Here is a 25,585-nt window from a genome sequence, read left to right on the forward strand (position 1 = left end):
GTGGCGCTATATCCGCAGTACGGTCAGGAGGGCGCGGGGATCGGCGGCGGGTGCCGGGCCGGTGGGCGGCCGGGCGAGCGCGCAGGACGCGGGGTCGTGGGAGGAGAGGTACGGGGCGGGCGCGGCCGGCGGCGCCGCGAGCGGCTCGCCGCGGTGCGTGGCGGTCGCGGGCACGCTGTCCCCGGGCCCGGGCGCGTCGTGCGGCGCGCACCGCTTGGGCACGGCCGCGGCCACCGGAGCCGACTCCGCGGCCTGCGGGGTGACCGCCGCGTGGGACGGAGCGACGGTCTGCCGCGCGGCGCCGACCGCGGGAAAGGCCGGCACGGCCGCCGGCTGCGGCGTCGCCGCTGCCGGTGTGGATCCGCCCGTCCTGCAGAGCAGCGGTGCGAGGACCACCGTCAGGAGGATCAGCAGCGTCCAGGCCGCCGAGCGGTGCGCACGCCCCGTCGCTCCCATGCGGCCGCTCCTCCCCGGTGTCCGGCGCCGCCCGGGCCGGGCGGCTCGGCGCCCCATCCTACGGATCGCCGCGGCCCGCTCCCAGGGGGAGCTGCCGGTCTCGGACAGCGCCGGTCGGACGGGCCGCATAACCATCGAGCGGATCCGGTAATTACTCAGCGATCACCGGGTCGTGAGCGGCAATTGGAAGGTCGGTGGCGCAACTCACCTTGGATCGTCTGAGGGTTACCACCGATACATCCACTCATGACCGATATGTACTTTTGGCAGCCGCCTGACCTGCCTGCGATAGTCGGGGCAACGACCCCCATTGACCCGGGCCAGGTCGTCCTTGCGCCGTGGGCACACCCCTTCCGCCCGCCGGCGCGCGACTACTGGGGCCCGTTCCGCCGACAGCGCGGAAGGGCCCCAGTCACGTTTTTCGAGGGCAATGCAGGCAACGCCGTCACACGCGGTCCGTCACCCGCATCTCGAACCACGTCGTCTTGCCGCGCGGCAGCAGATCCACGCCCCAGCGGTCGGAGAGCTTGTCCACGAGGAAGAGCCCGCGGCCGCTCACGTCCAACTCGTGGACCGGCATCAGACAGGGCAAGCCGCGCGACGGGTCGCGCACCTCGATGCGGATCCAGCCACGGCGGCGCAGCATCCGCAGGCCGAAGGTCCGGGCGCCGGTGTGCCGTACGGCGTTGCCGACGAGCTCCGAGACGAGCAGGACGGCGTGCTCGGCGAGCGTGGGCGTCAGCGACCACTGTTTCAGCAGGACGGACTGCGTCAACCGGCGGGCGGTCGCCGCGGATTCGGGTCGCGAGGGGAGCCGTACTTCCTCGAGGGCGGGGTCACCGATGAGATCGAGCGCCCTGGACGCTCCGTCACCCCGAGCGGCAGCCGTCACCCTGGCCCTCTCCCCCTCCACGTCCTGGGCGGGCAGCACCCAGCGTGCGGCAGCCGTACCGGAGCGCGGCTGCGGCTGCTCCCAACCTTCGAGGCCCGCCATGCCACCATCATGGACGCAACCGACACGGTACGGGGGCGGAACCGCGGGAATCGGTCTCCCGGAATCCGCGGCTCCCACGCCCTCCGCGGTCATATGCCATGGGCAGAAAACCGGCCGGTACAACCCGTCCGACCTGCGAGGTAACCTCGCCCGCCGGAGATCCACGGGGCGGCACGAGCGGCCCTCCATAAGGCTCCCTTGAGCCTCACCTCATTCCCCCACAAGAGGCACGCGGCCGGGCCCGTTCCTCCCGCGCCCCACCCAACGCCGTCCGGTTCAGCGGAACTTGGCCTTGCCCGGGCCCTCCTCGACGAAGCTGCGCATGCCCGTCTCGCGGTCCTCGGTGGCGAACAGACCTGCGAACCAGTTCCGTTCGATCGTCAGTCCGGTGTCGATGTCGGTCTCCAGACCGGCGTCCACCGACTCCTTGGCGGCCCGCAGCGCGATCGCCGGGCCCGCGGCCAGCCGGGCCGCCCAGGCGTGCGCCTGCGCGTACACCTCTTCGGCGGGAACCACGCGGTCCACCAGTCCGAGCGCGAGCGCCTCGTCGGCCTTCACCTGACGGCCGGTGAAGATCAGGTCCTTGGCCTTGGACGGGCCGATGAGACGCGCGAGGCGCTGGGTGCCGCCCGCGCCGGGGATCAGGCCGAGCAGGATCTCCGGCTGGCCGAGCTTGGCGTTCTCCGCGGCGATGCGGAAGTCGGCGCAGAGCGCGAGCTCGCAGCCGCCGCCGAGCGCGTACCCGGTCACCGCGGCCACCACGGGCTTGGGGATGCGCGCGACGGCGGTGAAGGACTCCTGCAGCGCGCCGGACCGGGCGACCATCGCCGCGTGGTCCATCCCCTGCATCTCCTTGATGTCCGCGCCGGCCGCGAACACCTTCTCGCCGCCCCAGATGACCACGGCGCGGACGTCCTCGCGGCGGGTCGCCTCCGCGGCCAGCTCACGCAGCCGGTCCTGGGTGGCGGTGTCCAGCGCGTTCATGGGCGGGCGGTCCAGGCGGATGGTGCCGACGCCGTCGGCGACCTCGAAGTTCACAGTCATGAGGGCAGGTTAATAGCCGTTCACGCGAACGGCGCCGGTGCACTTGGTCACAGTGCGGCGGGGCCGTACGCGCCGGGGCCCCGCCGGCGTCATCCGGCCGGCGGGGCCCCGTGCTGCGCGCCTCGGCCGCTACTGCCCCGACTGGGCAGCCTGGGCCGACTGCGGCTTCTTCCAGTCCTCCCACGGCATGTTCCACACGTTCAGCCCGTTCTCGGGCTGGATGGTGCGGTCGTGCGAGTTCCGGACGACGACCAGGTCACCGATCATGGAGTTCTCGTAGAACCAGCCGGCGGGCGTGGACGTGGAGCCGCCGCGGTAGTCGAAGAGCCCCACGCAGCCGTGGCTGGCGTTGCGGTTGCCGAACGTCCACTGCCCCGACCAGTAGTTGCCGTGGATGAACGTGCCGGAGTCGCTGAGCCGCATCGCGTGCGGCACGTCCTTGATGTCGTACTCCCCGCCGAAGCCCACGGTCTCGCCGTTCATCCGCGTCACCGGGTGCTTCTCGCTGATCACCATCTTGCCGTTGTACGTCTCGGTGCCCGGCGCGCCCGAGGTGATCGGCAGGGTCTTGATCTTCTTGCCGTCGCGCACCACGGTCATCTGGTGCGACGCCGCGTCCACCGTGCTGACCTGGCTGCGGCCGACGGTGAAGGTGATCTTCTTGTTCTGCGTCCCGTACACCCCGGGGCGGCCCTCGACGCCGTTGAGGTTCATGGTGAACGTGACCTTCGTGCCCGGCTTCCAGTACTTCTCCGGGCGGAACTCCAGGCGGTCGTTGCCGAACCAGCGGCCCTCGATGGGCACCGACGGCTCGGCCGTCACCTCGATCGCCTTCTCGACGGCCTTCGGGTCCGTGATGCCGCGCGTGAAGCGCAGGTCGACCGGCATCCCGACCCCGACCGTCTGGCCGTCCTCGGGGACATAGCGCCCGACGAAGGTGTTCTTCGGCGTCAGGGTGGTGAAGTCGGCGTGCTCGGCGGCCTCGCGGCCCTCGGAGTCCTTCGCCACGGCGTCGACGGTGTACTCCGTCGCGGTGCCCAGGTGCCCGACCGGCTGCCAGACGCTGCCGCCCCTGGACAGCTTGCCCTCGACCTTCTTGCCCTTGCGGTCCTTGACGGTCACGGACTTCAGCGTGCCCTTGTCGACCGTCACCTTCAGGGCCCCGTTCGTGGCGACGTCCTCGGCGCCGTCCTTGGGCGATATCTTCACCGTCGCCCGCGACGGCGTGTCCCCGCCGCCCTTGTCCCCCTCGTCGTCACCACTGCCCCCGCACGCGGCCACCAGCACCATCAGCGCCCCGAGCACCGGAGCGAGCAGGACTTTTCCCCCCTGCCGCCGCCGAAACCGCTCCCGCGGCGCCCCCCATATCGGCTGCACGTCCAAGACTGGCCCCTTTTCCCCTCGTTTCCCCTCGCACAACCCGCATCCGCAGCACGCGGCACGGGCCACGCGCGCGCCTGCCGCCAGATAACCACACTGCGGACGGGAGGGGACTCCCCGGACATGTCACCGTTTCGTACCGACTGGTGAGGGTGGTGCGGAACGTGCGGGAGAGGCTGCGGCAGGCCGTCGATTCGGCCGGATAACGGCCCGGCAGGAGCCCGCCGGAACGCCGCGTTCAGCCGGCCGCGGAGCCCCGCAGCCACGCGCGCCACGGCATGTTCCAGCCACCCAGCCCGTTGTCCGGCGCCACCGTCACCTCGGGGGAGTGGATCACCTCCACGAGGTCGCCGATGAGCGAGGTGCGGTAGAACCAGCCCGCGGGGGTGTCCGGGCTGCCGCCCTGCTCGTCCCGCAGCCCGACGCAGCCGTGGCTGGTGTTGGCGGCCCCGAACGTGTTCCTGGACGCCCAGTAGTTCCCGTGCAGGAACGTCCCGGAGGTGGTCAGGCGCAGCGCGTGCGGCACGTCGGGGATGTCGTACTCGCCCCCGAAGCCGACGGTGCCGCCGTCCATCCGGGTCATGGGGTGCCGTTCGAGGATCACCATCCGGCCGTTGTACGTGGGGTTGTCCTGGTCGCCCGCGGTGACGGGCAGGGTGGCGACCGGCCGGCCCGCGCTCCGTACGGTCAGGGTGTGCGCGGTGGCGTCAACAACGCTGGTCCGATCCCGGCCGATCCTGAAGCGGACGGTCTTGTGCTGGATCCCGTACACCCCCGGTGCCGCACGGACGTCCCGCAGCCGCAGCGCCATCGTGACCTCGGTGCCCGGCCGCCAGGGTGCGCGGGGCCGGAAGTCCAGCCGGCGGTCGCCGAACCAGTGGGGCGCGACGGTCACCTCGGGGCGCGCGGTGACGGTGACGGCGCGCTCGACGGCGGCCCGGTCGCGCACCGGGCGGTTGAAGTCGAAGGAGACGATCATCCCGGTGCCGACGGTGGAGCGGTGCTCGGGGCGGAAGAAGCCGACGATACGGTGCTCGGGCACGTAGGTGGTGAAGGTGGTGTGCCGGGCGGTGCGCCGGCCCTGGCCGTCCAGCGCGACGGCCTCGACGGTGTACCGGGAGGCGAGCGCGAGCGGGGTGCCGGCCGAGCGCCAGCCGCGCCCGTCGGAGGTGAGCCGGCCGGGCACCGGTTCGCTGCCGGTGTCGCCCGCCCGGGTGACCTCGACCCGCTCCAGCCGGCCGTCCGGTACGCGTACCTCGATGCGGTGGTCGGCGGGTACGCCGTGCGCGCCGTCGTCCGGATGCACCCGGACGGCCTCCGCCGGGGAGGGCGGCGCGTCCGCCAGCCATCCGCCGGTTCCCTGGCAGCCGGTGAGCAGTGCGGCGCCCGCGAGCAGCGGTACGGCGGCCGTCCAGGGACGCCGGATCGTTCGGTACGTCAGGGATCGGTTGGTCACGGTGGTCTCAACGAGCGCTCCCTTCGTGGGGAAACGTGACGGCCCGGCCGGTTCGGGGAAGGAGGGGTGCAGGGAAGGATTGCCAGGAGGGCACGTCCACACACGCGGCCGGGACGCCGCGTACGGCACCGCCCGATCGAGTCGCGAGCCGCGGGAGGCTGCCACGTGTCGAGCGCGCTTGAGCAGGAGGCACTGCCGGACGAGGGCCGGGCCGGACCGGCCGCGGACGCGGTCACGGTCCGGCCGGGGACGCCGCAGCCGCTCGGGGCGCGGTTCCGCCGCGGCCCGGACGGCGTCGCGGGCACGAACTTCGCGTTGTGGGCGGCGGGCGCCGAGTCGGTGGAGGTGTGCCTGTTCGACGAGGCAGGCGCCGAGACCCGTCATCCGCTCACCGAGCTGACCCACGAGATCTGGCACGGCTTCGTGCCCGGTGTGCTGCCGGGGACGCGGTACGGCTACCGGCTGCACGGCCGCTGGGACCCGTGGACCGGCGCCCGCTGGAATCCGGCGAAGCTGCTGCTCGACCCGTACGCCCGCGCGGTCGACGGGGACTTCCTGCTGCCGCCGGAGGTGTACGGGCACGTGCGGGACTGGCCCGAGCAGCACATAGCGGACACGGTGCGCGACGACCGGGACTCCGCGCCGCACGTCCCGAAGGGGGTCGTCGTCCACGACGACGCGCCCGGGGACGAGTGGGAGGAGGACCGCCGCCCGAAGACGCCGTGGGCCGACTCGGTCCTCTACGAGCTGCACGTGCGGGGCTTCACCAAGCTCCACCCGGACGTCCCGGAGGAGCTGCGCGGGACGTACGCGGGGCTCGCGCACCCGGCCGCGATCGGGCATCTGACCCGGCTGGGCGTCACGGCGGTGGAGCTGCTGCCCGTGCACCAGTTCGCGCACGAGGACCATCTGCTGCGCCGGGGCCTGCACAACTACTGGGGCTACAACTCCATCGGCTACTTCGCGCCGCACGCCGCGTACGCCGCTTCGGGGACGCGCGGCCAGCAGGTGGGCGAGTTCCGCCGGATGGTGCGCGCGCTGCACGACGCGGGCATCGAGGTCATCCTCGACGTGGTCTACAACCACACGGCCGAGGCGAACGAGATGGGCCCGATGCTGTCCCTGCGCGGGATAGACAACCGCGGCTACTACCGCCTCGCGCAGGACCCGCGCCGGTACGCCGACTACACCGGCTGCGGCAACACCCTGCACGTCGTGCAGCCGAACGTGCTGCGCCTGATCACCGACTCGCTGCGCTACTGGGTCACCGAGATGGGCGTGGACGGCTTCCGCTTCGACCTGGCGGCGGCGCTGGCCCGCTCCATGCACGACGTGGACATGCTCTCGCCGTTCCTGGCGGTGATCGCGCAGGACCCGGTGCTGCGCCGGGTGAAGCTGATCGCCGAGCCGTGGGACGTGGGCATGGGCGGGTACCAGGTCGGCGCGTTCCCGCCGCTGTGGACGGAGTGGAACGACCGCTACCGCGACACCGTGCGCGACTTCTGGCGCGGCGCGCAGCACGATGTCCGGGACCTGGGCTACCGGCTGTCCGGCTCCAGCGACCTGTACGCCTGGGGCGGCCGGCGCCCGCAGGCCTCGGTCAACTTCGTCACGGCGCACGACGGCTTCACCCTGCGCGACCTGGTCTCGTACGAGCACAAGCACAACGAGGCGAACGGCGAGGGCAACCGGGACGGCACGGACGACAACCGGTCGTGGAACTGCGGCACCGAGGGCGAGACCGACGATCCGGACGTCCGAGCCCTCCGCCGCCGCCAGCTGCGCAACCTCCTCACCACGCTGCTGCTCTCCACGGGCGTGCCGATGCTGGTCGCGGGCGACGAGCTGGGCCGCACCCAACAGGGCAACAACAACGGCTACTGCCAGGACAACGCGCTGGGCTGGGTGGACTGGTCGCTGGCGGAGGACCCGGAGTGGCGGCCGCTGACCGAGCTGGTCTCCCGGCTGATCGCGGTGCGCCGGGCGCATCCGGTGCTGCGCCGGCGGGCCTTCTTCTCGGGGCGGCCGAACGGCCCGGACGGGCTGCGGGACCTGGCGTGGTTCACGTCGGCGGGGGTGGAGATGACGGAGGGCGACTGGTACGCGCCCGCCGCGACGCTGGGCATGTTCCTGTCCGGCACGGACATCCCGCAGCGGGACGAGCGGGGGCTGCCGGTGACCGACGACAGCTTCCTGGTGCTGCTGCACGCCGGGCCCGAGCCGGTCCGGTTCACCCTTCCGGCCGCGCCGTGGGCCCGTACCTACGAACTCCTCGTCGACACCGCGCGGGAGGACCAGGAGGCGGCGCCGGGCACGGCGTACGAGGCGGGCGGCGAGGTGGAGCTGGCGGGACGGGCGGTGTGGCTGCTGCGGGCCGGGCGGTGAGCGGCTGACGGAAGGGGGCCGGCGCCGTTCGCGGCGTCCCGCCGGCGCGGGCGGCGGGAAAAAACCGCGTGAGGATTGTCAGTGGTGACTCTTACGCTCACTGCTGATGAGCGATGCAGCGAACCGCCCCGAGTCCGCCGTCCCGCCACCTCGATCCGCCGTGCGGTCGCTGCTGCGGCTGTGGCCGTACGTCCGCCCCGTCCGCACGCGGCTGTTCAGCGCCGCGGGCGTCGCCGTCCTGGCGTCCGCCATGGGTCTGCTGATCCCGCTGGTGCTGAAGTGGCTGGTCGACGGGCCGGTGGCGCGGCGGGACGCGGGCGGCATCTGGCTGGGCGGCGGGCTCCTGCTGCTCCTCGGGCTGGCCGAGGCGGGGCTCTTCGGGTTGCGCCGGTGGCTGGTGGCGCGCCCGCTGGCACAGGTCGAGGCGGCGATGCGGGACGCCCTCTACCGCCATCTGCAGCGGCTGCCGGTGTCCTTCCACGACCGCTGGCCCTCGGGACAGCTGCTCTCCCGCGGCACGACCGACCTCCAGCTGCTGCGGATGTTCCTGGCGTTCCCGATGACGTTCCTGTTCGTCAACGGCGTCACCATCCTGGTCGGCTTCGCCATCCTCTTCGGCCAGCGCTGGACGCTGGGCCTGGTCCTGCTCGCGCCGCTCGTACCGTTGATGGTGCTGTGCTCGGTGTTCGAGGCGAAGTACTCGGTCGCGGCGCGCCGTTCGCAGGACCAGGTGGGTGACCTGACCACGCTGGTCGAGGAGTCGGTACTGGGCATCCGCATCATCAAGGGTTTCGGCCGGCACCGCGCCCAGGCCCGCGCCTACACCGCCCTCACCCACGAACTGCGCGGCACGGAGCTGCACAAGGCGCGGCTGGTCGCCGCGATCTGGGGCATGATCACGTTCCTGCCGGAGACCGCCATCGGGGCCGCGCTGGTCCTCGGCACGGTCGAGGTCGCGGACGGGGACCTGTCGGCGGGCACCCTCGTGGCGTTCCTCTCCACCGCGCTGGCGCTGCGCTGGCCGGTGGAGTCCATCGGCTTCCTGCTGGCCATCAGCAACGAGTCGGCCACCGCGGCCGACCGGTACTTCGAGGTCATGGACGTGGCGCCGGCGGACGCCGACGACGCGTCCGTACGCGCCGCCGCCCGCACCCCCGCGCCCGGCGCCCCGGCCCCCGACGGCCTCGCCTTCACGGGGGTGGAGTTCCGCTACCCCGACGCGCCGCCGGCGGCCCCACCCACGCTGCGCGGCGTCGACCTGCACATCCGGCCGGGCGAGACGATGGCGCTGGTGGGCGCGACGGGCAGCGGCAAGACCACGCTCACCGCGCTGGTGCCGCGGCTGTACGACGCGACCGGCGGCCGGATCACCCTGGACGGCCGGGACATCATGACCCTGCCGCGCGACGAGTTGCGCTCCCTGGTCGCGGTGGCGTTCGAGGAGCCGACCCTCTTCTCGGCGACCGCTGCGGAGAACGTCCTGATGGGTGGCGAGGAGGCGGGCGAGGACGGCGTCCTGCGGGCGCTGCGGACCGCCCAGGCCCAGGAGTTCGTCGCCGCGCTCCCGCAGGCCGAGCACACCCAGGTCGGCGAGCAGGGCCTGAGCCTGTCCGGTGGCCAGCGGCAGCGGCTCGCGCTCGCCCGCGCGGTGGTCGGAGCGCCGCGCTTCCTCGTCCTGGACGACCCGCTCTCCGCGCTGGACGTGCACACCGAGGCGCGGGTCGAGGCGGCGCTGCGGGAGGTGCTGGCGGCCACCACCGCGCTGATCGTCGCGCACCGCCCGTCCACGGTGCTGCTCGCCGACCGGGTCGCGCTCCTCTCGGACGGCCGTATCACCGCCGTCGGCACCCACCAGCGGCTGCTGCGCGAGAGCGCGGAGTACGCCCACCTGATGTCCGGCGCCGACCTGGCCGAGGACGCCCCGGGCGCGGAGGCCCCGGGCAGGGCCGCCGGAGCCACCGGAGCGCGAGCGCACCGCACCGAAGAGGAGACGGAGCGATGACCACGACCACGAGCACGGCCGGTCGGCCCCCCGAGGAGAGCGGCGCGGACCCGGCCGCCCCGGACGCCGTGCCCGGCGGGGACCCCTTCGACCGGGACGTCCTGCCCACCCCCAAGGGCGCCTCGCTCGCCCTGCTCCGCTCGCTGCTGCGCCCGTACGCCCGCCGCGGCCGGCTCACCGTCGTCCTGCTGCTGCTCCAGCAGGCCGCCGTGCAGGCGGGGCCGCTGCTGGTCGCGTACGCCATCGACCACGCCGTACCCGCGCTGCGGGCGCACGACCACGGCCCGCTGCTGGCCGTCGGCGCGGGCTACCTGGCGTGCGCGCTGGCCGCCGGCGCGCTGCAGTACGCCTTCACCCGCTCCTGCTCCCGCGTCAGCCAGGACGCCCTGCGCGACCTGCGCGGCCGGATCTTCCGGCACGCCCAGGCGCTCAGCCTGGACTTCCACGAGCGCTACACCTCGGGCCGGCTGATCTCCCGCTCCACCACCGACGTCGAGAGCCTGCGCGAACTCCTCAACGACGGCCTGCAGGAGCTCGTCGGGGTCGTGCTGTCCATGGTCTACGTGACGGCGATGCTGCTGTACCTGGACTGGGGCCTGGGCGCCGCCGCCGTCCTGTCGACCGCCCCCCTGCTGGTCCTGATCCGCTCCTTCCAGCGCCGCTCCCGGAGGGTCTACGAGCACCGCTCGACGGCCATCGCCTCGGTCATCGTGAAGTTCGCCGAGACGCTCAACGGCATCCGCCCCGTGCAGGCCTTCCGCCGCGAGCGGCCCAACGACGCCGAGTTCGCCCGCCTGAACCGCGTCCACGAGCGGGCCAACGGCACCGCCATCCTGGAGATGGCCCGGTACGTCGTGCTCTCCCGCACCTGCGCCAACATCGCCCTCGCGGCCATCGTCCTGTGGGGCGCCTACCGGGTCGCGACCGGCTCGCTGCCGCTCGGCGTGCTCGCCGCCGGCGTCCTGTACCTGCGCCGGCTGTACGACCCGATCGACCGCCTGGGCATGTTCCTGAACGCCTACCAGTCCGCCGCCGCGTCCCTGGAGAAGATCGCCGGCCTGCTGGCTCAGCGCCCCGCCGTCCCCGCGCCGGCCGACCCGGTGCCCCTGCCGCCGCCCGCCGACGGCCGCCCCGGCCGCGAGGTGGCCTTCTCCGGCGTCCGCTTCGCCTACCGCACCGGCGGCGAGGTGCTCCCCCGCTTCGACCTGACGCTGGCGGCCGGCAGCACGGTCGCGGTGGTCGGCAGCACGGGTGCGGGCAAGTCCACGCTCGCCAAGCTCCTCGCCCGCTTCTACGACCCCACCGAGGGCCGGGTACTTCTGGACGGTGTCGACCTGTGCGACCTGTCCACCGCCGACCTGCGGCGCGGCGTCGTCATGGTCACCCAGGAGGCGTTCCTGTTCTCCGGCACGGTCGCCGAGAACATCGCCGTCGGCCGCCCGGACGCCACCCGCGCCGAGATCGAGGCGGCCGCGAAGGCCATCGGCGCGCACGACTTCATCGCGGCGCTCCCGGACGGCTACGACACCGACGTACGCAAGCGCGGCGGCCGCATCTCGGCGGGTCAGCGGCAGCTCGTCTCCTTCGCCCGCGCGCTCCTCGCCGACCCGGCCGTCCTCATCCTCGACGAGGCCACGTCCTCCCTCGACATCCCCGGCGAACGCGCCGTGCAGCAGGCCATGCACACCGTTCTCCGCGACCGCACCGCCGTGGTCATCGCCCACCGGCTGTCCACGGTCCGGATCGCCGACCGCGTCCTGGTCATGTCCCACGGCCGGATCATCGAGGACGGCACGCCGGACCGACTCATCGCCGACGAGGGCCACTTCGCCGGCCTGCACAGCGCGTGGAAGGAGAGCCTGGTGCAGTGACAGCCCCATGACATCATGTTGATCATGACCACCCCGCCGCCTCCCGGCCCCCCGTACCCACAGCAGCCGCAACAGCCGCAGTACGGGCAGCCCCAGTACGGGCAACCGCCCTACGGGCAGCAGCCCGGCGCGCCGTGGGGAATGCCGCAGACGGCTCCGCAGATGGGTCCGCCGATGGGGCCGTTGATGGGTCCGCCGCCGAGGAAAAAGGGGCTGGGCTCCGGCGCGATCGTCGCCATCGTTCTCGGGTCGCTGCTCGTCGTGTCCGTGGCGGTGTGGGGCGTGGTCCAGCTCGTCGCGCCGTTCGCCCGCAGCTCGTACGGGCCGCGGTACACGCTGACGGTGCCCAGGACGCTGGACGGCGGGGCGTACTCGCTCGACAAGGACATCAGCGAGAGCGTCGACCGGGAGGTCGGCAACCCCGGCCCGGGCGCGAACGAGCACGGCATCACGGGCGTGGGCGGGCAGTACTCCGACGGCGACAAGAGGCTGGTGTACACCGGGCTGTACGGCACCATCAACAGCCCGGAGCTGGCGGTCGACCACAGCATCAGCGGCATGACCGAGGACGGGAACACCGAGGTACCGGTGGACGAGCGGGAGTTCCTCCCCGAAGGCACCGATGAGCCGGTGACCTGCGGCGTCGCGGTCGCACACGACGGCGGCACGGACACGACCATGCCGTTCTGCGTCTGGGCCGACCGGAGCCACCAGGCGAACCTGATCGAGACCGACAGCGCCCACCCCGACGCCGACCCCACCTCCTTCGACCTGCGGGCCTTCGCCGACAGGGCGGGCCGCGTCCGGGACGAGGTACGCGTCGAGGCCGACTGACCGCGGGCCGGGGCGCGGTCGGCGCCGCCGGGTTGGTTGACCGCTATACGAACGCCGGCCGCCGCTCTACGGACGGTTTCCGGCCATGTTGTTGAAGGGATCCTGACAATCGACTGTGCCGGGTGGGAAGCTGCGCGGCAGTCGAAGCGGGTCCCCACAGCACCACCGCCCGCAACGCTCACGTATGCACCGCTCCCCCCACACGCACTTGTTCTGCCCGGACGGCCACCCAGCCGACCGGTCCCCCCGGCCGCGGCCCATCCCGCCACGGCCTTGCAGAAGGAGCCAGCGTGACACGCACCCCCCATGCACGTACCGGACGGGCCCGCAGACGTGCGATGGCCACCGGCACCCTCGTCGCCGTGACCGCCCTGCTCGCCGTCGGCGTGCAGACCGGCGCGGGCAATGCGGCCCCCAACCCCGGCGCCGCCCACGCCCAGCCCCGGGCGGGCGCCCTGCCCGCCAAGCTCTCCCCCTCGCAGCGTGCGGAGCTGCTGAAGGAGGCCGCGGGCACCACCGCGCAGACCGCGAAGAAGCTCCAGCTCGGCGCCGAGGAGAAGCTGGTCGTCCGGGACGTCCAGCAGGACCGGGACGGCACCACCCACACCCGGTACGAGCGCACCTACAAGGGCCTGCCCGTGCTCGGCGGCGACCTCGTCGTGCACGAGACCCGGACCGGCAAGGTCGAGCGGGTCACCAAGGGCAACAAGGCCCGGATCGCCGTGCCGAGTACCAAGGCGGCCGTGACCCCGGCGACCGCCGAGGCCAAGGCCCTGAAGGCGTCGAAGGCCGAGGGCGCCGAGAAGTCCGACGCCAAGGAGCCGCGCAAGGTCGTCTGGGCGGCGGACGGCAAGCCGGTCCTCGCCTACGAGACCGTGGTCGGCGGCACGCAGGAGGACGGCCAGACGCCCAACCGGCTGCACGTCGTCACCGACGCCACCACCGGCGCGAAGCTGTTCCAGTACCAGGAGATCGAGCAGGGCACCGGCAACAGCCAGTACAGCGGCAAGGTGACCATCGGGACCGCGCCGTCGTACACCATGACGGACACCACCCGCGGCAACCACAAGACGTACAACCTCAACCACGGCTCGTCCGGCACCGGCACGCTCTTCACCGACGCGGACGACGTGTGGGGCGACGGCACCCCGCAGAACGTCCAGACCGCGGGCGTGGACGCCGCGTACGGTGCCCAGCTCACCTGGGACTACTACAAGAACGTGCACGGCCGCTCCGGCATTCGGGGCGACGGCGTCGGCGCGTACAGCCGGGTCCACTACGGCAACAACTACGTCAACGCCTTCTGGGACGACAGCTGCTTCTGCATGACCTACGGCGACGGGTCCGGCAACGCGGCCCCGCTCACCTCGATCGACGTGGCGGCCCACGAGATGACGCACGGCGTCACCTCCGCGACCGCGAACCTCACGTACAGCGGTGAGTCCGGCGGCCTGAACGAGGCGACCTCCGACATCTTCGCGGCGGCCGTGGAGTTCAACGCCGACAACGCCCAGGACCCGGGCGACTACATGGTCGGCGAGAAGATCGACATCAACGGCGACGGCACCCCGCTGCGCTACATGGACAAGCCCAGCAAGGACGGCGCGTCCAAGGACTACTGGTACTCCGGCGTCGGCAACGTCGACGTGCACTACTCCTCCGGCGTCGCCAACCACTTCTTCTACCTGCTGTCCGAGGGCAGCGGCGCGAAGGACGTGAACGGCGTGCACTACGACAGCCCGACGTCCGACGGGCTGTCCGTGCCGGGCATCGGCCGGGCCAACGCCGAGAAGGTCTGGTTCAAGGCCCTCACCCAGTACATGACCTCCAACACCAACTACGCGGCGGCGCGCACCGCGACCCTCAGCGCCGCTGCCGACCTCTTCGGCAAGGACACCCCGACGTACAACACGGTCGCCAACACCTGGGCCGCGGTGAACGTCGGCAGCCGCGTCGGGGACGGCGGCGACCCGGGCGACCCAGGTGACCCCGGCGATAACGTCTACGAGAACAACAACGCCGTGGCGATCCCGGACGCGGGCTCCGCGGTCACCTCGTCGATCACCGTCAACCGGACCGGCAAGGCCCCGAGCACGCTCAAGGTCGGCGTGGACATCACCCACAGCTACCGCGGTGACCTCGTGCTCGACCTGATCGCGCCGGACGGCACGGCGTACCGCCTGAAGAACTCCAGCGCCTGGGACTCGGCCGCGGACGTGAAGGCCACCTACACGGTCGACGCCTCCTCGGAGAACGCCGCCGGCACCTGGAAGCTGCGGGTGCGCGACGTGTACTCCGGTGACACCGGCCGTCTGAACGGCTGGAAGCTGACCTTCTGACCCGGTTTCCCACTGGTCGGTCAACTCGGAGTGCCACCCCCGCCGTTCGGCGGGGGTGGCACTCCTCCGTTATGCGGACGACAGCTCGCTCTTTGCGAACAAATTGCAAACCGGCCCCAATTACCCGGTGACAGCCGCGCGTTCGAATGACACGCTGACCCCGCACGTACCACCCGCATCACTTTGCACCCCCACCATTTGGCAAAGTTGAAGGAGCACGCGTGACCCCCCACATATCGCGCACCACTCGTATCGTCGGCGCCTCCGCCGCCGCGGCAGCACTGCTCGCGGCCGGCATCGCCACCGGCACCGCGGGCGCAGCCCCCGCCTCCCACCAGGCCGCCGGCGCGCCGATCAAGATGACCGCCTCGCACCGCGCGGAGCTGCTCCGCGACGCGCAGGCCACCAAGGCGAAGACCGCCGAGGAGCTCGGGCTCGGCGCCAAGGAGAAGCTGGTCGTCAAGGACGTCATCAAGGACGCCGACGGCACCACGCACACCCGCTACGACCGCACCTACGACGGCCTCCCCGTCCTCGGCGGCGACCTCGTCGTCCACCAGGCCAAGGGCGGCGCCATCGAATCGACCACCAAGGCCACGAAGGCCGCCGTCAAGGTCGCCTCCACCAGCGCGAAGATCGCCCCGAAGAAGGCCGCGGCCTCGGCCCAGACGGTGTCCGGGAAGACCGAGGGCATCAAGAAGTCCGACGCGGCCACCCCGAACAAGGTGATCTGGGCCGCCACGGGCAAGCCGGTCCTCGCGTACGAGACCGTGGTCAAGGGCGTCCAGAAGGACGGCACCCCCAGCGAGCTGCACGTCATCACGGACGCCAACACCGGCAAGAAGCTCTTCCAGCACCAGGCCATCGAGACCGGCGCCGGCACCAGCATGTACAGCGGCAAGGTCGAGCTGGCCACCAAGAAGGGCGGCAGCGGCTACGAGCTGACCGACGACTCGCGCGGCGGCCACTCCACGTTGGACCTGGGCGGTTCGGAGAGCGGCGAGGGCAAGCTGCTCACGGACGACGACGACAAGTGGGGCACCGGCAAGGGTGACGACCCGCAGACCGCCGCCGTCGACGCGGCGTACGGCGCGCAGGTCACCTGGGACTACTACAAGAAGGTGCACGGCCGCAGCGGCATCAAGGGCGACGGCAAGGGCGCGACGTCCCGCGTGCACTACGGCCAGGACTACGTCAACGCGTTCTGGGACGACAGCTGCTTCTGCATGACGTACGGCGACGGCGAGGGCAACACCCACCCGCTGACCGCGCTGGACGTGGCGGCGCACGAGATGTCGCACGGCGTCACCTCGGCCACCGCGAACCTGGAGTACAGCGGCGAGTCCGGCGGCCTGAACGAGGCCACCTCGGACATCTTCGGCACGGCGACGGAGTTCAGCGCCAAGAACGCCGAGGACCCGGGCGACTACCTCATCGGCGAGAAGATCGACATCAACGGTGACGGCTCGCCGCTGCGGTACATGGACAAGCCGAGCAAGGACGGCAACTCGCTGGACTTCTGGAAGGAGGGCGCCGGCGACGTCGACGTGCACTACTCCTCCGGCATCGCCAACCACTTCTTCTACCTGCTGTCCGAGGGCAGCGGCGCCAAGGAGATCGACGGTGTGAAGTACGACAGCCCGACCGCCGACGGCTCCAAGGTCACGGGCATCGGCCGGGACAAGGCCGAGAAGATCTGGTACAAGGCGCTGACCGAGAACATGACCTCGACGACCGACTACAAGGCGGCCCGCGAGGCGACCGTGAAGGCGGCCACCGACCTGTACGGCAAGGACAGCGCCGAGGTCAAGGGCGTCGAGTCGGCCTGGACCGGCGTCAACGTGAAGTAACCCCCGCAGTAACGCTCCGCCACCAGGCCCCCCTTACAGTTCGGGGAGCTTAGCGGGGCGGGCGGCAGGGTGGGCGTCGTCCACAGGGTGATCGGTCGCCGGAAGCGATCCGTCACCCCGGGGACGGCCCGCCGTCCACAGGCCGAGCGGTGTCCGGAGGCTCCCGAATTCCCTCCGGACACCGCTCCTCCATGTCATGGGGCGGGTCTGGTCGTACTGGTCGTACGGCGCCGTGCCGGGCTGTTCGGGACACGGCGCCGCAGCGGGTCAGCGGAGCAGCACTCCGGCCGCTTCGTTCGTGGCTTCCGAGGGGACCGCGAGCAGGCCCATCTCGGCGCCGGTCGCGAGGAGGGGGTGGGCGGGGAGGATGCGGACGGTGTAGCCGAAGGGGCCCGTCCGGTCCAGCACCAGCGGTCCCTCGTAGAGCCAGCGGCCGTCCAGGTCGGGGCCGCCGGCCGGCTTCAGCGCCACGGTGAGCGGGTCGGCGATCCGGTCGGACTCGTCGACCCGGCCGGAGACCAGCTGCACCTCGACGTCCTCGGGGGCCAGCTCGTCCAGCGCCACCCGGACGCGGAGCGCCAGGGTGCCGCCCAGTTCGGCCTGGCCGTTGGCGGGCGTGGCGGCGCTGCCGGTCTCGACGTGGTCGACGGCGACCCGCGGCCAGGCCTCGCGCACCCGGGCCTTCCAGCGCGCCAGGTCGCGCGCGGCGTCCGGGGTGAGGGCGCGGTGCGCGTGCGCGGCGGGGGCGTAGAGCCGCTCGACGTACTCGCGGACCATCCGGCCGGCCAGCACCTTCGGGCCGAGGGTGACGAGCGTGCGGCGGACCATCTCGACCCAGCGGTGCGGTACGCCCGCCTCGTCGCGCTCGTAGAAGCGGGGCGCGACGCGCTGTTCGAGGAGTTCGTAGAGGGCCGCCGCTTCGAGGTCGTCGCGGCGTTCCTCGTCGGTGGCGGTGCCGTCGGCGGTCGGGATGGACCAGCCGAAGTCCGGCTCGTACCACTCGTCCCACCAGCCGTCGAGGACGGAGAGGTTCAGCGCGCCGTTGAGGGCCGCCTTCATGCCGGAGGTGCCGCAGGCCTCCAGGGGGCGCAGCGGGTTGTTCAGCCAGATGTCGCAGCCCGGGTAGAGCTTCTGCGCCATCGCCATGCCGTAGTCGGGCAGGAAGACGATGCGGTGCCGGACGCGCGGGTCGTCGGCGAATCGGACCAGTTCCTGGACGAGGCGCTTGCCGCTGTCGTCGGCGGGGTGGGCCTTGCCGGCGACCACGATCTGGATCGGCCGCTCGGGGTGGAGCAGCAGTTCCATGAGCCGGTCGCGGTCCCGGAGCATGAGGGTGAGGCGCTTGTAGGAGGGGACGCGGCGGGCGAAGCCGATGGTGAGGATGTCGGGGTCGAGGACCTGGTCGATCCAGCCCAGCTCGGCGGTGGCGGCGCCGCGCTGCCGCCAGGAGGCGCGCAGCCGCATCCGTACCTCGGTGACCAGCTGCTCGCGCAGGGTGCGGCGGAGGTCCCAGATGGCGGGGTCGGAGATGTCGGCCACCGCCGACCAGCGTTCGGAGCCGCCGACGGTGAGGGCGTCCTCGGTGCGGGTGGCGCCGATCTGGCGGGCGCCGAGGCGGAAGACCTCGGGGGCGACCCAGGTGGGTGCGTGCACGCCGTTGGTGACGGAGGTGATCGGTACCTCGTCGGGGTCGAAGCCGGGCCAGAGTCCGGCGAACATCTGCCGGCTGACGCCGCCGTGCAGGGTGGAGACGCCGTTGGCGCGCTGGGCGAGCCGGAGGCCCATGACGGCCATGTTGAAGACGTTGGATTCGCCGCCGGGGTAGCTCTCCATGCCGAGGCCGAGGATCCGGGCGGCGTCGATGCCGGGGAGTTCGCCGTCGGGGCCGAAGTGCCGGGCGACCAGTTCGCGGTCGAAGCGGTCGATGCCGGCGGGCACCGGGGTGTGGGTGGTGAAGACGGTGCCGGCGCGTACGGCTTCCAGGGCGCTGTCGAAATCGAGTCCGCCGGCGTTTTCTTCGGACAGTTCGCGGATGCGTTCCAGGCCGAGGAAGCCGGCATGGCCCTCATTGGTGTGGAAGACCTCGGGCGCTGGATGGCCGGTGAGCCGGCAGTAGGTACGGACGGCGCGTACGCCGCCGATGCCGAGCAGCATCTCCTGGAGGAGGCGGTGTTCGCTGCCGCCGCCGTAGAGCCGGTCGGTGACCTGGCGTTCGCCGGGGCCGTTCTCCTCGACGTCGGAGTCGAGGAGGAGCAGGGGTACGCGGCCGACGCGGGCCTGCCAGATGTACGAGCGCAGCCGGCGGCCGCCGGGGAGGGCGAGGGAGACCTGTGCCGGGCTGCCGTCCTCCTCGCGGAGGAGTTCCAGCGGCAGCTCGTTGGGGTCCAGGACCGGGTAGTGCTCCTGCTGCCAGCCTTCGCGGGAGAGGGTCTGGCGGAAGTAGCCGTGGCGGTAGAGCAGCCCGACGCCGATGAGTGGGACGCCGAGGTCGGAGGCGGCCTTGAGGTGGTCGCCGGCGAGGATGCCGAGGCCGCCGGAGTACTGCGGCAGCGCTGCGGTGATGCCGAATTCGGGCGAGAAGTAGGCGACGGCCTCGGGCAGCGAGCCGTCGACGGACTGGTACCAGCGGCGGCCGGCGAGGTAGTCCTGCAGCTCGTCGGCGCAGGCGGTGAGCCGGCGCAGGAAGCGGCGGTCGGCGGCGAGCTCGGCGAGCCGCTCGGCGGTGACGGTGCCCAGGAGCTGGACGGGGTCGGAGCCGGGCCGCTGGCGGCCGTCGGGGTCCAGGGCGTGGAAGAGTTCGCGGGTTTCGGTGTGCCAGGACCAGCGCAGGTTCCGCGCCAGTTCGCTGAGCGGTCGTAGGGACGGGGGAAGGACAGGGCGCACGGTGAATCGACGAATGGCCTTCACGCTCCGACCGTAGCGGCGGCTCGGCCGCGGCAACCACAGCGCGCGCCCCGCGCCGCTGACAACCGCTCGAAAGGCCCGCCCCACGCGCCATGTGTGCTCCCGTGCGCCCCTTGCCGGGCGGGTCGCACGCCGCGCGCCTGGGGCCTGCCCCGGAGCGCGGCACAGGGCCGGCCGGCGCGTGCCCCGCGGGGCGCGGGGACCGGGCGAGGTGCGGCAATCCGGCCAGAAATCACCGCAACCTTCGCCACGCATCGCTCACCCGATATGGCCGATACTGCCCCCTCGTCCACTCTTGTACGGACTCCGGGCCCACGGAAGGCTGCAGGATGGCGTCGGTGGAGCGCGGCGCGGCAGCCGGCGCCACGGAACGCAACACCCTTGCCCGCCTGTCGAGTTGAAGAGGGGAACTCCGTACATGGCCTGGACACGAATAGCCCGGCGACGGCTGGCGGCGGGGGGTACGGCCGCCACGTCGGCGGCCCTGCTCTGTGCCGCCGCGCTGCCCGCCCACGCCGCGCCGCCCGAGGGCCGGATCCTGGGAGCGGGGGTGACCGGCGCGGTCGACAGCAGCTACATCGTCACCCTCAAGGCGGGCGCCCGAGGTGTCGAGGCGCGCTCGGCGGCGGGGAAGGGCCTGGCGGCCAAGTACGGGGCGACGATCCGCCGGACGTACCGCGCGGCCATCAACGGCTATGCCATCCGGGCGAACGAGACCCAGGCCCGGCGGCTCGCGGCCGACCCGGCGGTGGCCACGGTGAGCCAGAACCGCACGATCCGACTGACGGACAGCGTGGCCGCCCCGGGCACCGCGGCGACGGCTCCCGGGGACGCCCGGAAGAACCCGCCGTCCTGGGGGCTGGACCGGATCGACCAGAAGAGCCTGCCGCTGGACGGCTCCTACACCGCGCCGGCGCCGGACGGTGCCGGGGTGGAGGTGTACGTCCTGGACACCGGCGTGCGCCTCACCCACGCCGACTTCGGCGGCCGCGCCAGAAGCGGGCGGGACTTCGTCGGCGGCGACGCGGACGCGAGCGACGAGAACGGCCACGGCACCCATGTGGCCGCCACCATTGCGGGCAAGCAGTACGGCGTGGCGAACAAGGCCGACATCGTTTCGGTACGGGTGCTGGACGCCAAGGGGGCCGGCACCACCGAAAATGTCATCGCCGGCATCGACTGGGTGGCGCAGCGGCACGCCGAACAGCCCGGGGTGCCCGCGGTGGCCAACCTGAGCCTGGGCAGCTTCGCCTCGGCGGCGCTGGACAAGGCGGTGCGCAACGCCATCGAGGCCGGGGTGACGTTCACGGTCGCGGCCGGCAACAACGGCGCGCTGAGCAACCTGTTCTCGCCCGCCCGGGTGCCGGAGGCGATCACCGTCGGCGCCACCGGCAGCGACGACGCCCGCGCGAACTTCTCCAACTGGGGCCCGGGCGTGGACGTCTACGCACCCGGCGTGGGGATCACCTCGGCGTGGCACTCGGGGGACACGGCGTCGAAGACGCTCTCCGGTACCTCGATGGCCGCGCCGCACGCCGCGGGCGCCGCCGCGCTGTACCTGGCGAGGCACCGGGGCGCGACGCCGGCGCAGGTCCAGGAAGCGCTGGTCGCCCGCGCCACGCGGGGCCAGGTGCAGAGCGCCCCTCCGGGTGCGGACCGGCTGCTCCGGGTCGAGGGCTCCTGACGGAGGTCCCTTCCGGACCGGGCACGACGGCCGGCTCCGCCCGAGGGCGGGGCCGGTCCGTTGCTGTCCGGATGTCGCGCGGCGACCGGTTCGTCCCCCTTGATCGCCGTGCACTGTTACGTACGAGTAGTTCATCCGCGGGCGGATTGCCCGGCCGCGGCGCGTGGGAAGGCTCTGTCGGAACGTTCGTCGCGCGCCGCCTCCCCCGCGTGTCCCGCCCTGCGCACCTCCAACCGAGTGAAAGGCGACAGGACCGTTCATGCCCGCAACCCGTAAGCCCGCCGCGGAGATACAAAGGACAACACCCCGCAAAATGTCCCAAGTCTCAGGTGATCCCATGATCGGTCGCATTCCCGTCCTGGACGTCCGTCCCCAGATCGACTGCGGGCGCCGCCCGGCCAAGGCGGTGACCGGCGAGACCTTCGAAGTGTCCGCGACGGTCTTCCGCGAAGGCCATGACGCGGTGGCCGCCAACGTCGTGCTGCGTGACCCGAACGGCCGGAGCGGGCCGTGGACGCCGATGCGGGAGTTGGCGCAGGGCACGGACCGGTGGGGCGCGCGGATCACCCCGGACACCGAGGGCCGCTGGACGTACACCGTGGAGGCCTGGTCGGACCCGGTGACCACCTGGCGGCGTACGGCACAGGTGAAGGTCCCGGCGGGGCAGGACACCGACCTGGTGCTCGCCGAGGGCGCTGCGCTGCACGAGCGGGCGGCGGCGGGGGTGCCGAAGAACGCGGGGCGCGAGTCGATCCTCCGGGTGGTCGACACGCTGCGGGACGAGTCCCTGCCGGCCGCCACCCGGCTGGCCGCGGCGCTCACCCCGGAGGTCCTGGCCGTTCTCGGCCGGCATCCGCTGCGCGAACTGGTCAGCGCCTCGCGGCCGATGCCGCTGCTGGTGGAGCGGCGCCGGGCGCTGTACGGCTCGTGGTACGAGATGTTCCCGCGCTCGGAAGGGGCGTACGAGGCGCCCGACGGGACCATGGTCAGCGGCACGTTCCGGACCGCCGCCGAGCGGCTGCCGGACATCGCCGCGATGGGCTTCGACGTGGTGTATCTCCCGCCGATCCACCCGATCGGCACGACCCACCGCAAGGGCCCGAACAACACGCTCTCCGCGGGGCCGCACGACGTCGGCTCGCCGTGGGCGATCGGTTCGGCCGAGGGCGGTCACGACGCGCTCCACCCGGACCTGGGCACCTTCGAGGACTTCGGGCACTTCGTGCAGACCGCGCGGGACCTGCGGATGGAGGTCGCGCTGGACTTCGCGCTGCAGTGTTCGCCGGACCACCCCTGGCTGGACAAGCATCCGGAGTGGTTCCACCATCGCGCCGACGGCACCATCGCGTACGCCGAGAACCCACCGAAGAAGTACCAGGACATCCACCCCATCGCCTTCGACGCGGACTTCCGCGGCCTGGTGAAGGAGACGGAGCGGCTGCTGCGCTTCTGGATGGAGAAGGGCGTCCGCATCTTCCGGGTGGACAATCCGCACACCAAGCCGGTGGTGTTCTGGGAGAAGGTGATCTCGGACATCAACCGCACCGATCCGGACGTGGTCTTCCTGGCCGAGGCGTTCACCCGCCCCGCCATGATGCGCACCCTCGCGCAGGTCGGCTTCCAGCAGTCCTACACCTACTTCACCTGGCGCAACTCCAAGCACGAGCTGACCGAGTACCTCACCGAACTCGCCCACGACTCGGCCTCCTACATGCGGCCGAACCTCTTCGTGAACACCCCGGACATCCTGCACGCCTATCTCCAGCACGGCGGCCGGGCGGCCTTCGAGGTACGCGCGGTGCTCGCGGCGACGCTCTCCCCGACGTGGGGGGTGTACGCCGGATACGAGCTGTGCGAGGGGACTCCGGTACGAGACGGCAGCGAGGAGTACCTCGATTCGGAGAAGTATCAGCTGCGTCCCCGGGATTGGCAGACAGCGGGCCGTGAGGGCCGTAGCATCGCTCCTCTCATCACGGCACTCAACCGGCTGCGCCGTCGTCATCCGGCACTCCAGCAGTTGCGTGATCTGCACTTCCATCATGTCGACAACGACGCCGTCCTCGCCTACTCCAAGCGCGAGGGCGCCGATGTGGTCCTCACGGTCGTGAACCTGGACCCGCACCACACCCACGAGGCGACGGTGTCGTTGGACATGCCGGAGCTCGGCCTCGACCGGCACGAGTCCGTACCGGTGCGCGACGAGCTCACCGGCGAGACCTACCACTGGGGCAGGGACAACTATGTGCGCCTTGAGCCGGGACGCGCCATGGCGCCCGCGCACGTACTGTCCCTGCGACCGTCCTCACCGATCGGAGGGTCACCCAATTGATCGTCAATGAGCCCGTCCCCGACACGTTCGAGGACACTCCGGCCAAGGACCGCGATCCCGAATGGTTCAAACGGGCCGTCTTCTACGAAGTCCTGGTGCGGTCGTTCCAGGACAGCAACGGGGACGGCATCGGCGACCTCAAGGGTCTGACGGCCAAGCTGGATCATCTGCAGTGGCTGGGCGTCGACTGCCTCTGGCTACCGCCGTTCTTCAAGTCCCCCCTGAGGGACGGCGGTTACGACGTCAGCGACTACACCTCGGTACTGCCGGAGTTCGGTGACCTCGCCGACTTCGTGGAGTTCGTGGACGCCGCGCACCAGCGCGGCATGCGGGTGATCATCGACATGGTGATGAACCACACCAGCGATCAGCACCCGTGGTTCCAGGAGTCCCGCACCGACCCCGAAGGGCCGTACGGCGACTACTACGTCTGGGCGGACGACGACAAGCAGTACCAGGACGCCCGGATCATCTTCGTGGACACCGAGGCGTCCAACTGGACCTTCGACCCGGTGCGCAAGCAGTACTTCTGGCACCGCTTCTTCTCCCACCAGCCGGACCTGAACTACGAGAACCCGCAGGTGCAGGAGGAGATGATCTCCGCGCTGCGGTTCTGGCTGGACCTGGGCATCGACGGCTTCCGACTGGACGCCGTGCCCTACCTCTACGCCGAGGAGGGCACCAACTGCGAGAACCTCCCCGCCTCGCACGCCTTCCTCAAGCGGGTGCGCGCCATGGTCGACGCGCACTACCCGGACACGGTGCTGCTGGCCGAGGCCAACCAGTGGCCGGAGGACGTGGTCGACTACTTCGGCGACCCGGAGACCGGCGGCGACGAGTGCCACATGGCGTTCCACTTCCCGGTGATGCCGCGGATCTTCATGGCGGTGCGCCGCGAGTCCCGCTACCCGGTCTCGGAAATCCTCGCCAAGACCCCGGCGATCCCGTCCGGCTGCCAGTGGGGCATCTTCCTCCGCAACCACGACGAGCTGACCCTCGAAATGGTCACGGACGAAGAGCGCGACTACATGTACGCGGAGTACGCCAAGGACCCGCGGATGCGCGCCAACATCGGCATCCGCCGCCGGCTCGCGCCCCTGCTGGACAACGACCGCAACCAGATCGAGCTGTTCACCGCCCTGCTGCTCTCCCTGCCCGGCACGCCGATCCTGTACTACGGCGACGAGATCGGCATGGGCGACAACATCTGGCTGGGCGACCGGGACGCGGTGCGCACCCCCATGCAGTGGACGCCGGACCGCAACGCCGGCTTCTCCTCCTGCGACCCCGGGCGGCTCTTCCTGCCCACGATCATGGATCCGGTCTACGGCTACCAGGTGACCAACGTCGAGGCCGCGATGTCCTCGCCGTCGTCCCTGCTGCACTGGACCCGGCGCATGATCGAGATCCGCAAGCAGAACCCGGCCTTCGGTCTGGGCACGTACACCGAACTGCCCTCGTCCAACCCCGCGGTGCTGGCGTTCCTGCGCGAGGCTCCCGCGAACGGGGACGGCGAGGACGACCTGGTGCTGTGCGTGCACAACTTCTCGCGCTTCGCCCAGCCCACCGAGCTGGACCTGCAGGCGTTCGACGGCCGGCACCCGGTCGAACTGATCGGCGGCGTGCGCTTCCCGGCGATCGGCCAACTGCCGTATCTGCTGACCCTGGCGGGGCACGGCTTCTACTGGTTCCGGCTGCGCAAGGACGCGATGGCTTAGCCGGAAGGATGTTCGGGCGCCGGCCGGGCTGGTGGGCCGGCGCCACGCGGGCGCCCCGTACGGAGCGCCCGTACCCCGCCGCGTACGGGCCCGTCGCGCCGGCCGCCCGGCCGCGCCGGGGGCAGGCATTACCCGCCCGTACATGCACGCATGGCGTGTTCGGGTGTTTTTCGACCTTTCGCCCGGGCAGTCTCCCTACTGCCGCACGGGCCGGAGGATCCTCGCGCCGAGCCTGCGGGCGTGGGGTCCCCGGCCGCAGATTCCGCTGCCGTACGGACGATCCTCGCCCGACACGTCCCGCACCGCCCCACAGTAAAGGCCGTATTCCGGGACACTTGC

15 protein-coding genes are annotated in these 25,585 nt (G+C 71.8%); 9 read left to right on the forward strand and 6 right to left on the reverse strand.

Annotated elements, in window-relative coordinates:
- Window positions 1–6: 6 nt before the first annotated feature.
- From IF20_RS11830 to IF20_RS11850, 5 genes are all read right to left on the reverse strand, one after another.
- Complete coding sequence (locus IF20_RS11830; RefSeq protein ID WP_052865055.1) at window positions 7–456, reverse strand: hypothetical protein; 450 nt, start codon at window positions 454–456, stop codon at window positions 7–9.
- A 445-nt stretch (window positions 457–901) separates the two neighbouring features.
- Entirely contained in the window at window positions 902–1,450 is a 549-nt protein-coding gene (locus IF20_RS11835; protein ID WP_052865056.1) for an ATP-binding protein, read from the reverse strand.
- 276 nt (window positions 1,451–1,726) lie between these two features.
- The gene (locus tag IF20_RS11840) at window positions 1,727–2,494 is read right to left on the reverse strand and encodes an enoyl-CoA hydratase/isomerase family protein (protein WP_052865057.1); all 768 of its coding nucleotides are present in this window, start codon (window positions 2,492–2,494) and stop codon (window positions 1,727–1,729) included.
- Window positions 2,495–2,623: 129 nt separating this feature from the next.
- The gene (locus IF20_RS11845) at window positions 2,624–3,877 is read right to left on the reverse strand and encodes a L,D-transpeptidase (protein WP_052865058.1); all 1,254 of its coding nucleotides are present in this window, start codon (window positions 3,875–3,877) and stop codon (window positions 2,624–2,626) included.
- A gap of 235 nt (window positions 3,878–4,112) precedes the next feature.
- Complete coding sequence (locus IF20_RS11850) at window positions 4,113–5,330, reverse strand: L,D-transpeptidase (protein WP_407702484.1); 1,218 nt, start codon at window positions 5,328–5,330, stop codon at window positions 4,113–4,115.
- Between the two features lie 165 nt (window positions 5,331–5,495).
- Between IF20_RS11850 and glgX the strand changes: the two genes are divergently transcribed.
- The 6 genes from glgX (at window position 5,496) to IF20_RS11880 (ending at window position 16,611) form a co-directional block, all read left to right on the forward strand.
- Window positions 5,496–7,715, forward strand: coding sequence for a glycogen debranching protein GlgX (gene glgX / locus IF20_RS11855; RefSeq protein ID WP_052865059.1), 2,220 nt, complete (start codon window positions 5,496–5,498; stop codon window positions 7,713–7,715).
- Window positions 7,716–7,821: 106 nt separating this feature from the next.
- Window positions 7,822–9,717 (forward strand): ABC transporter ATP-binding protein, encoded by a 1,896-nt coding sequence (locus tag IF20_RS11860; protein ID WP_110944079.1) that lies wholly within the window; start codon window positions 7,822–7,824, stop codon window positions 9,715–9,717.
- Complete coding sequence (locus tag IF20_RS11865) at window positions 9,714–11,588, forward strand: ABC transporter ATP-binding protein (protein WP_052865061.1); 1,875 nt, start codon at window positions 9,714–9,716, stop codon at window positions 11,586–11,588. The genes IF20_RS11860 and IF20_RS11865 overlap by 4 nt, the downstream gene beginning before the upstream one ends.
- Before the next feature lie 24 nt (window positions 11,589–11,612).
- Window positions 11,613–12,422: a hypothetical protein gene (locus IF20_RS11870; RefSeq protein WP_199896562.1), complete on the forward strand. Its 810-nt coding sequence runs from the start codon at window positions 11,613–11,615 to the stop codon at window positions 12,420–12,422.
- 338 nt (window positions 12,423–12,760) lie between these two features.
- Window positions 12,761–14,761 (forward strand): M4 family metallopeptidase, encoded by a 2,001-nt coding sequence (locus tag IF20_RS11875; protein WP_052865063.1) that lies wholly within the window; start codon window positions 12,761–12,763, stop codon window positions 14,759–14,761.
- Window positions 14,762–14,982: 221 nt separating this feature from the next.
- Window positions 14,983–16,611: a M4 family metallopeptidase gene (locus IF20_RS11880; RefSeq protein ID WP_052865064.1), complete on the forward strand. Its 1,629-nt coding sequence runs from the start codon at window positions 14,983–14,985 to the stop codon at window positions 16,609–16,611.
- 267 nt (window positions 16,612–16,878) lie between these two features.
- Here the strand turns inward: IF20_RS11880 and glgP are convergent, their stop codons facing one another.
- Entirely contained in the window at window positions 16,879–19,518 is a 2,640-nt protein-coding gene (glgP, locus tag IF20_RS11885) for an alpha-glucan family phosphorylase (protein WP_052865065.1), read from the reverse strand.
- Between the two features lie 415 nt (window positions 19,519–19,933).
- Between glgP and IF20_RS11890 the strand changes: the two genes are divergently transcribed.
- From IF20_RS11890 to treS, 3 genes are all read left to right on the forward strand, one after another.
- Complete coding sequence (locus IF20_RS11890; protein WP_052865066.1) at window positions 19,934–21,199, forward strand: S8 family peptidase; 1,266 nt, start codon at window positions 19,934–19,936, stop codon at window positions 21,197–21,199.
- 337 nt (window positions 21,200–21,536) lie between these two features.
- The gene (locus IF20_RS11895) at window positions 21,537–23,528 is read left to right on the forward strand and encodes an alpha-1,4-glucan--maltose-1-phosphate maltosyltransferase (RefSeq protein WP_052865067.1); all 1,992 of its coding nucleotides are present in this window, start codon (window positions 21,537–21,539) and stop codon (window positions 23,526–23,528) included.
- On the forward strand, window positions 23,525–25,246 hold the full coding sequence (gene treS / locus IF20_RS11900) for a maltose alpha-D-glucosyltransferase (RefSeq protein WP_052865068.1): 1,722 nt from the start codon (window positions 23,525–23,527) through the stop codon (window positions 25,244–25,246). The genes IF20_RS11895 and treS overlap by 4 nt, the downstream gene beginning before the upstream one ends.
- Window positions 25,247–25,585: the final 339 nt, after the last annotated feature.

Origin of the sequence: Streptomyces niger (assembly GCF_000718305.1) — a bacterium.
GTDB classification, from domain to species: domain Bacteria; phylum Actinomycetota; class Actinomycetes; order Streptomycetales; family Streptomycetaceae; genus Streptomyces; species Streptomyces niger.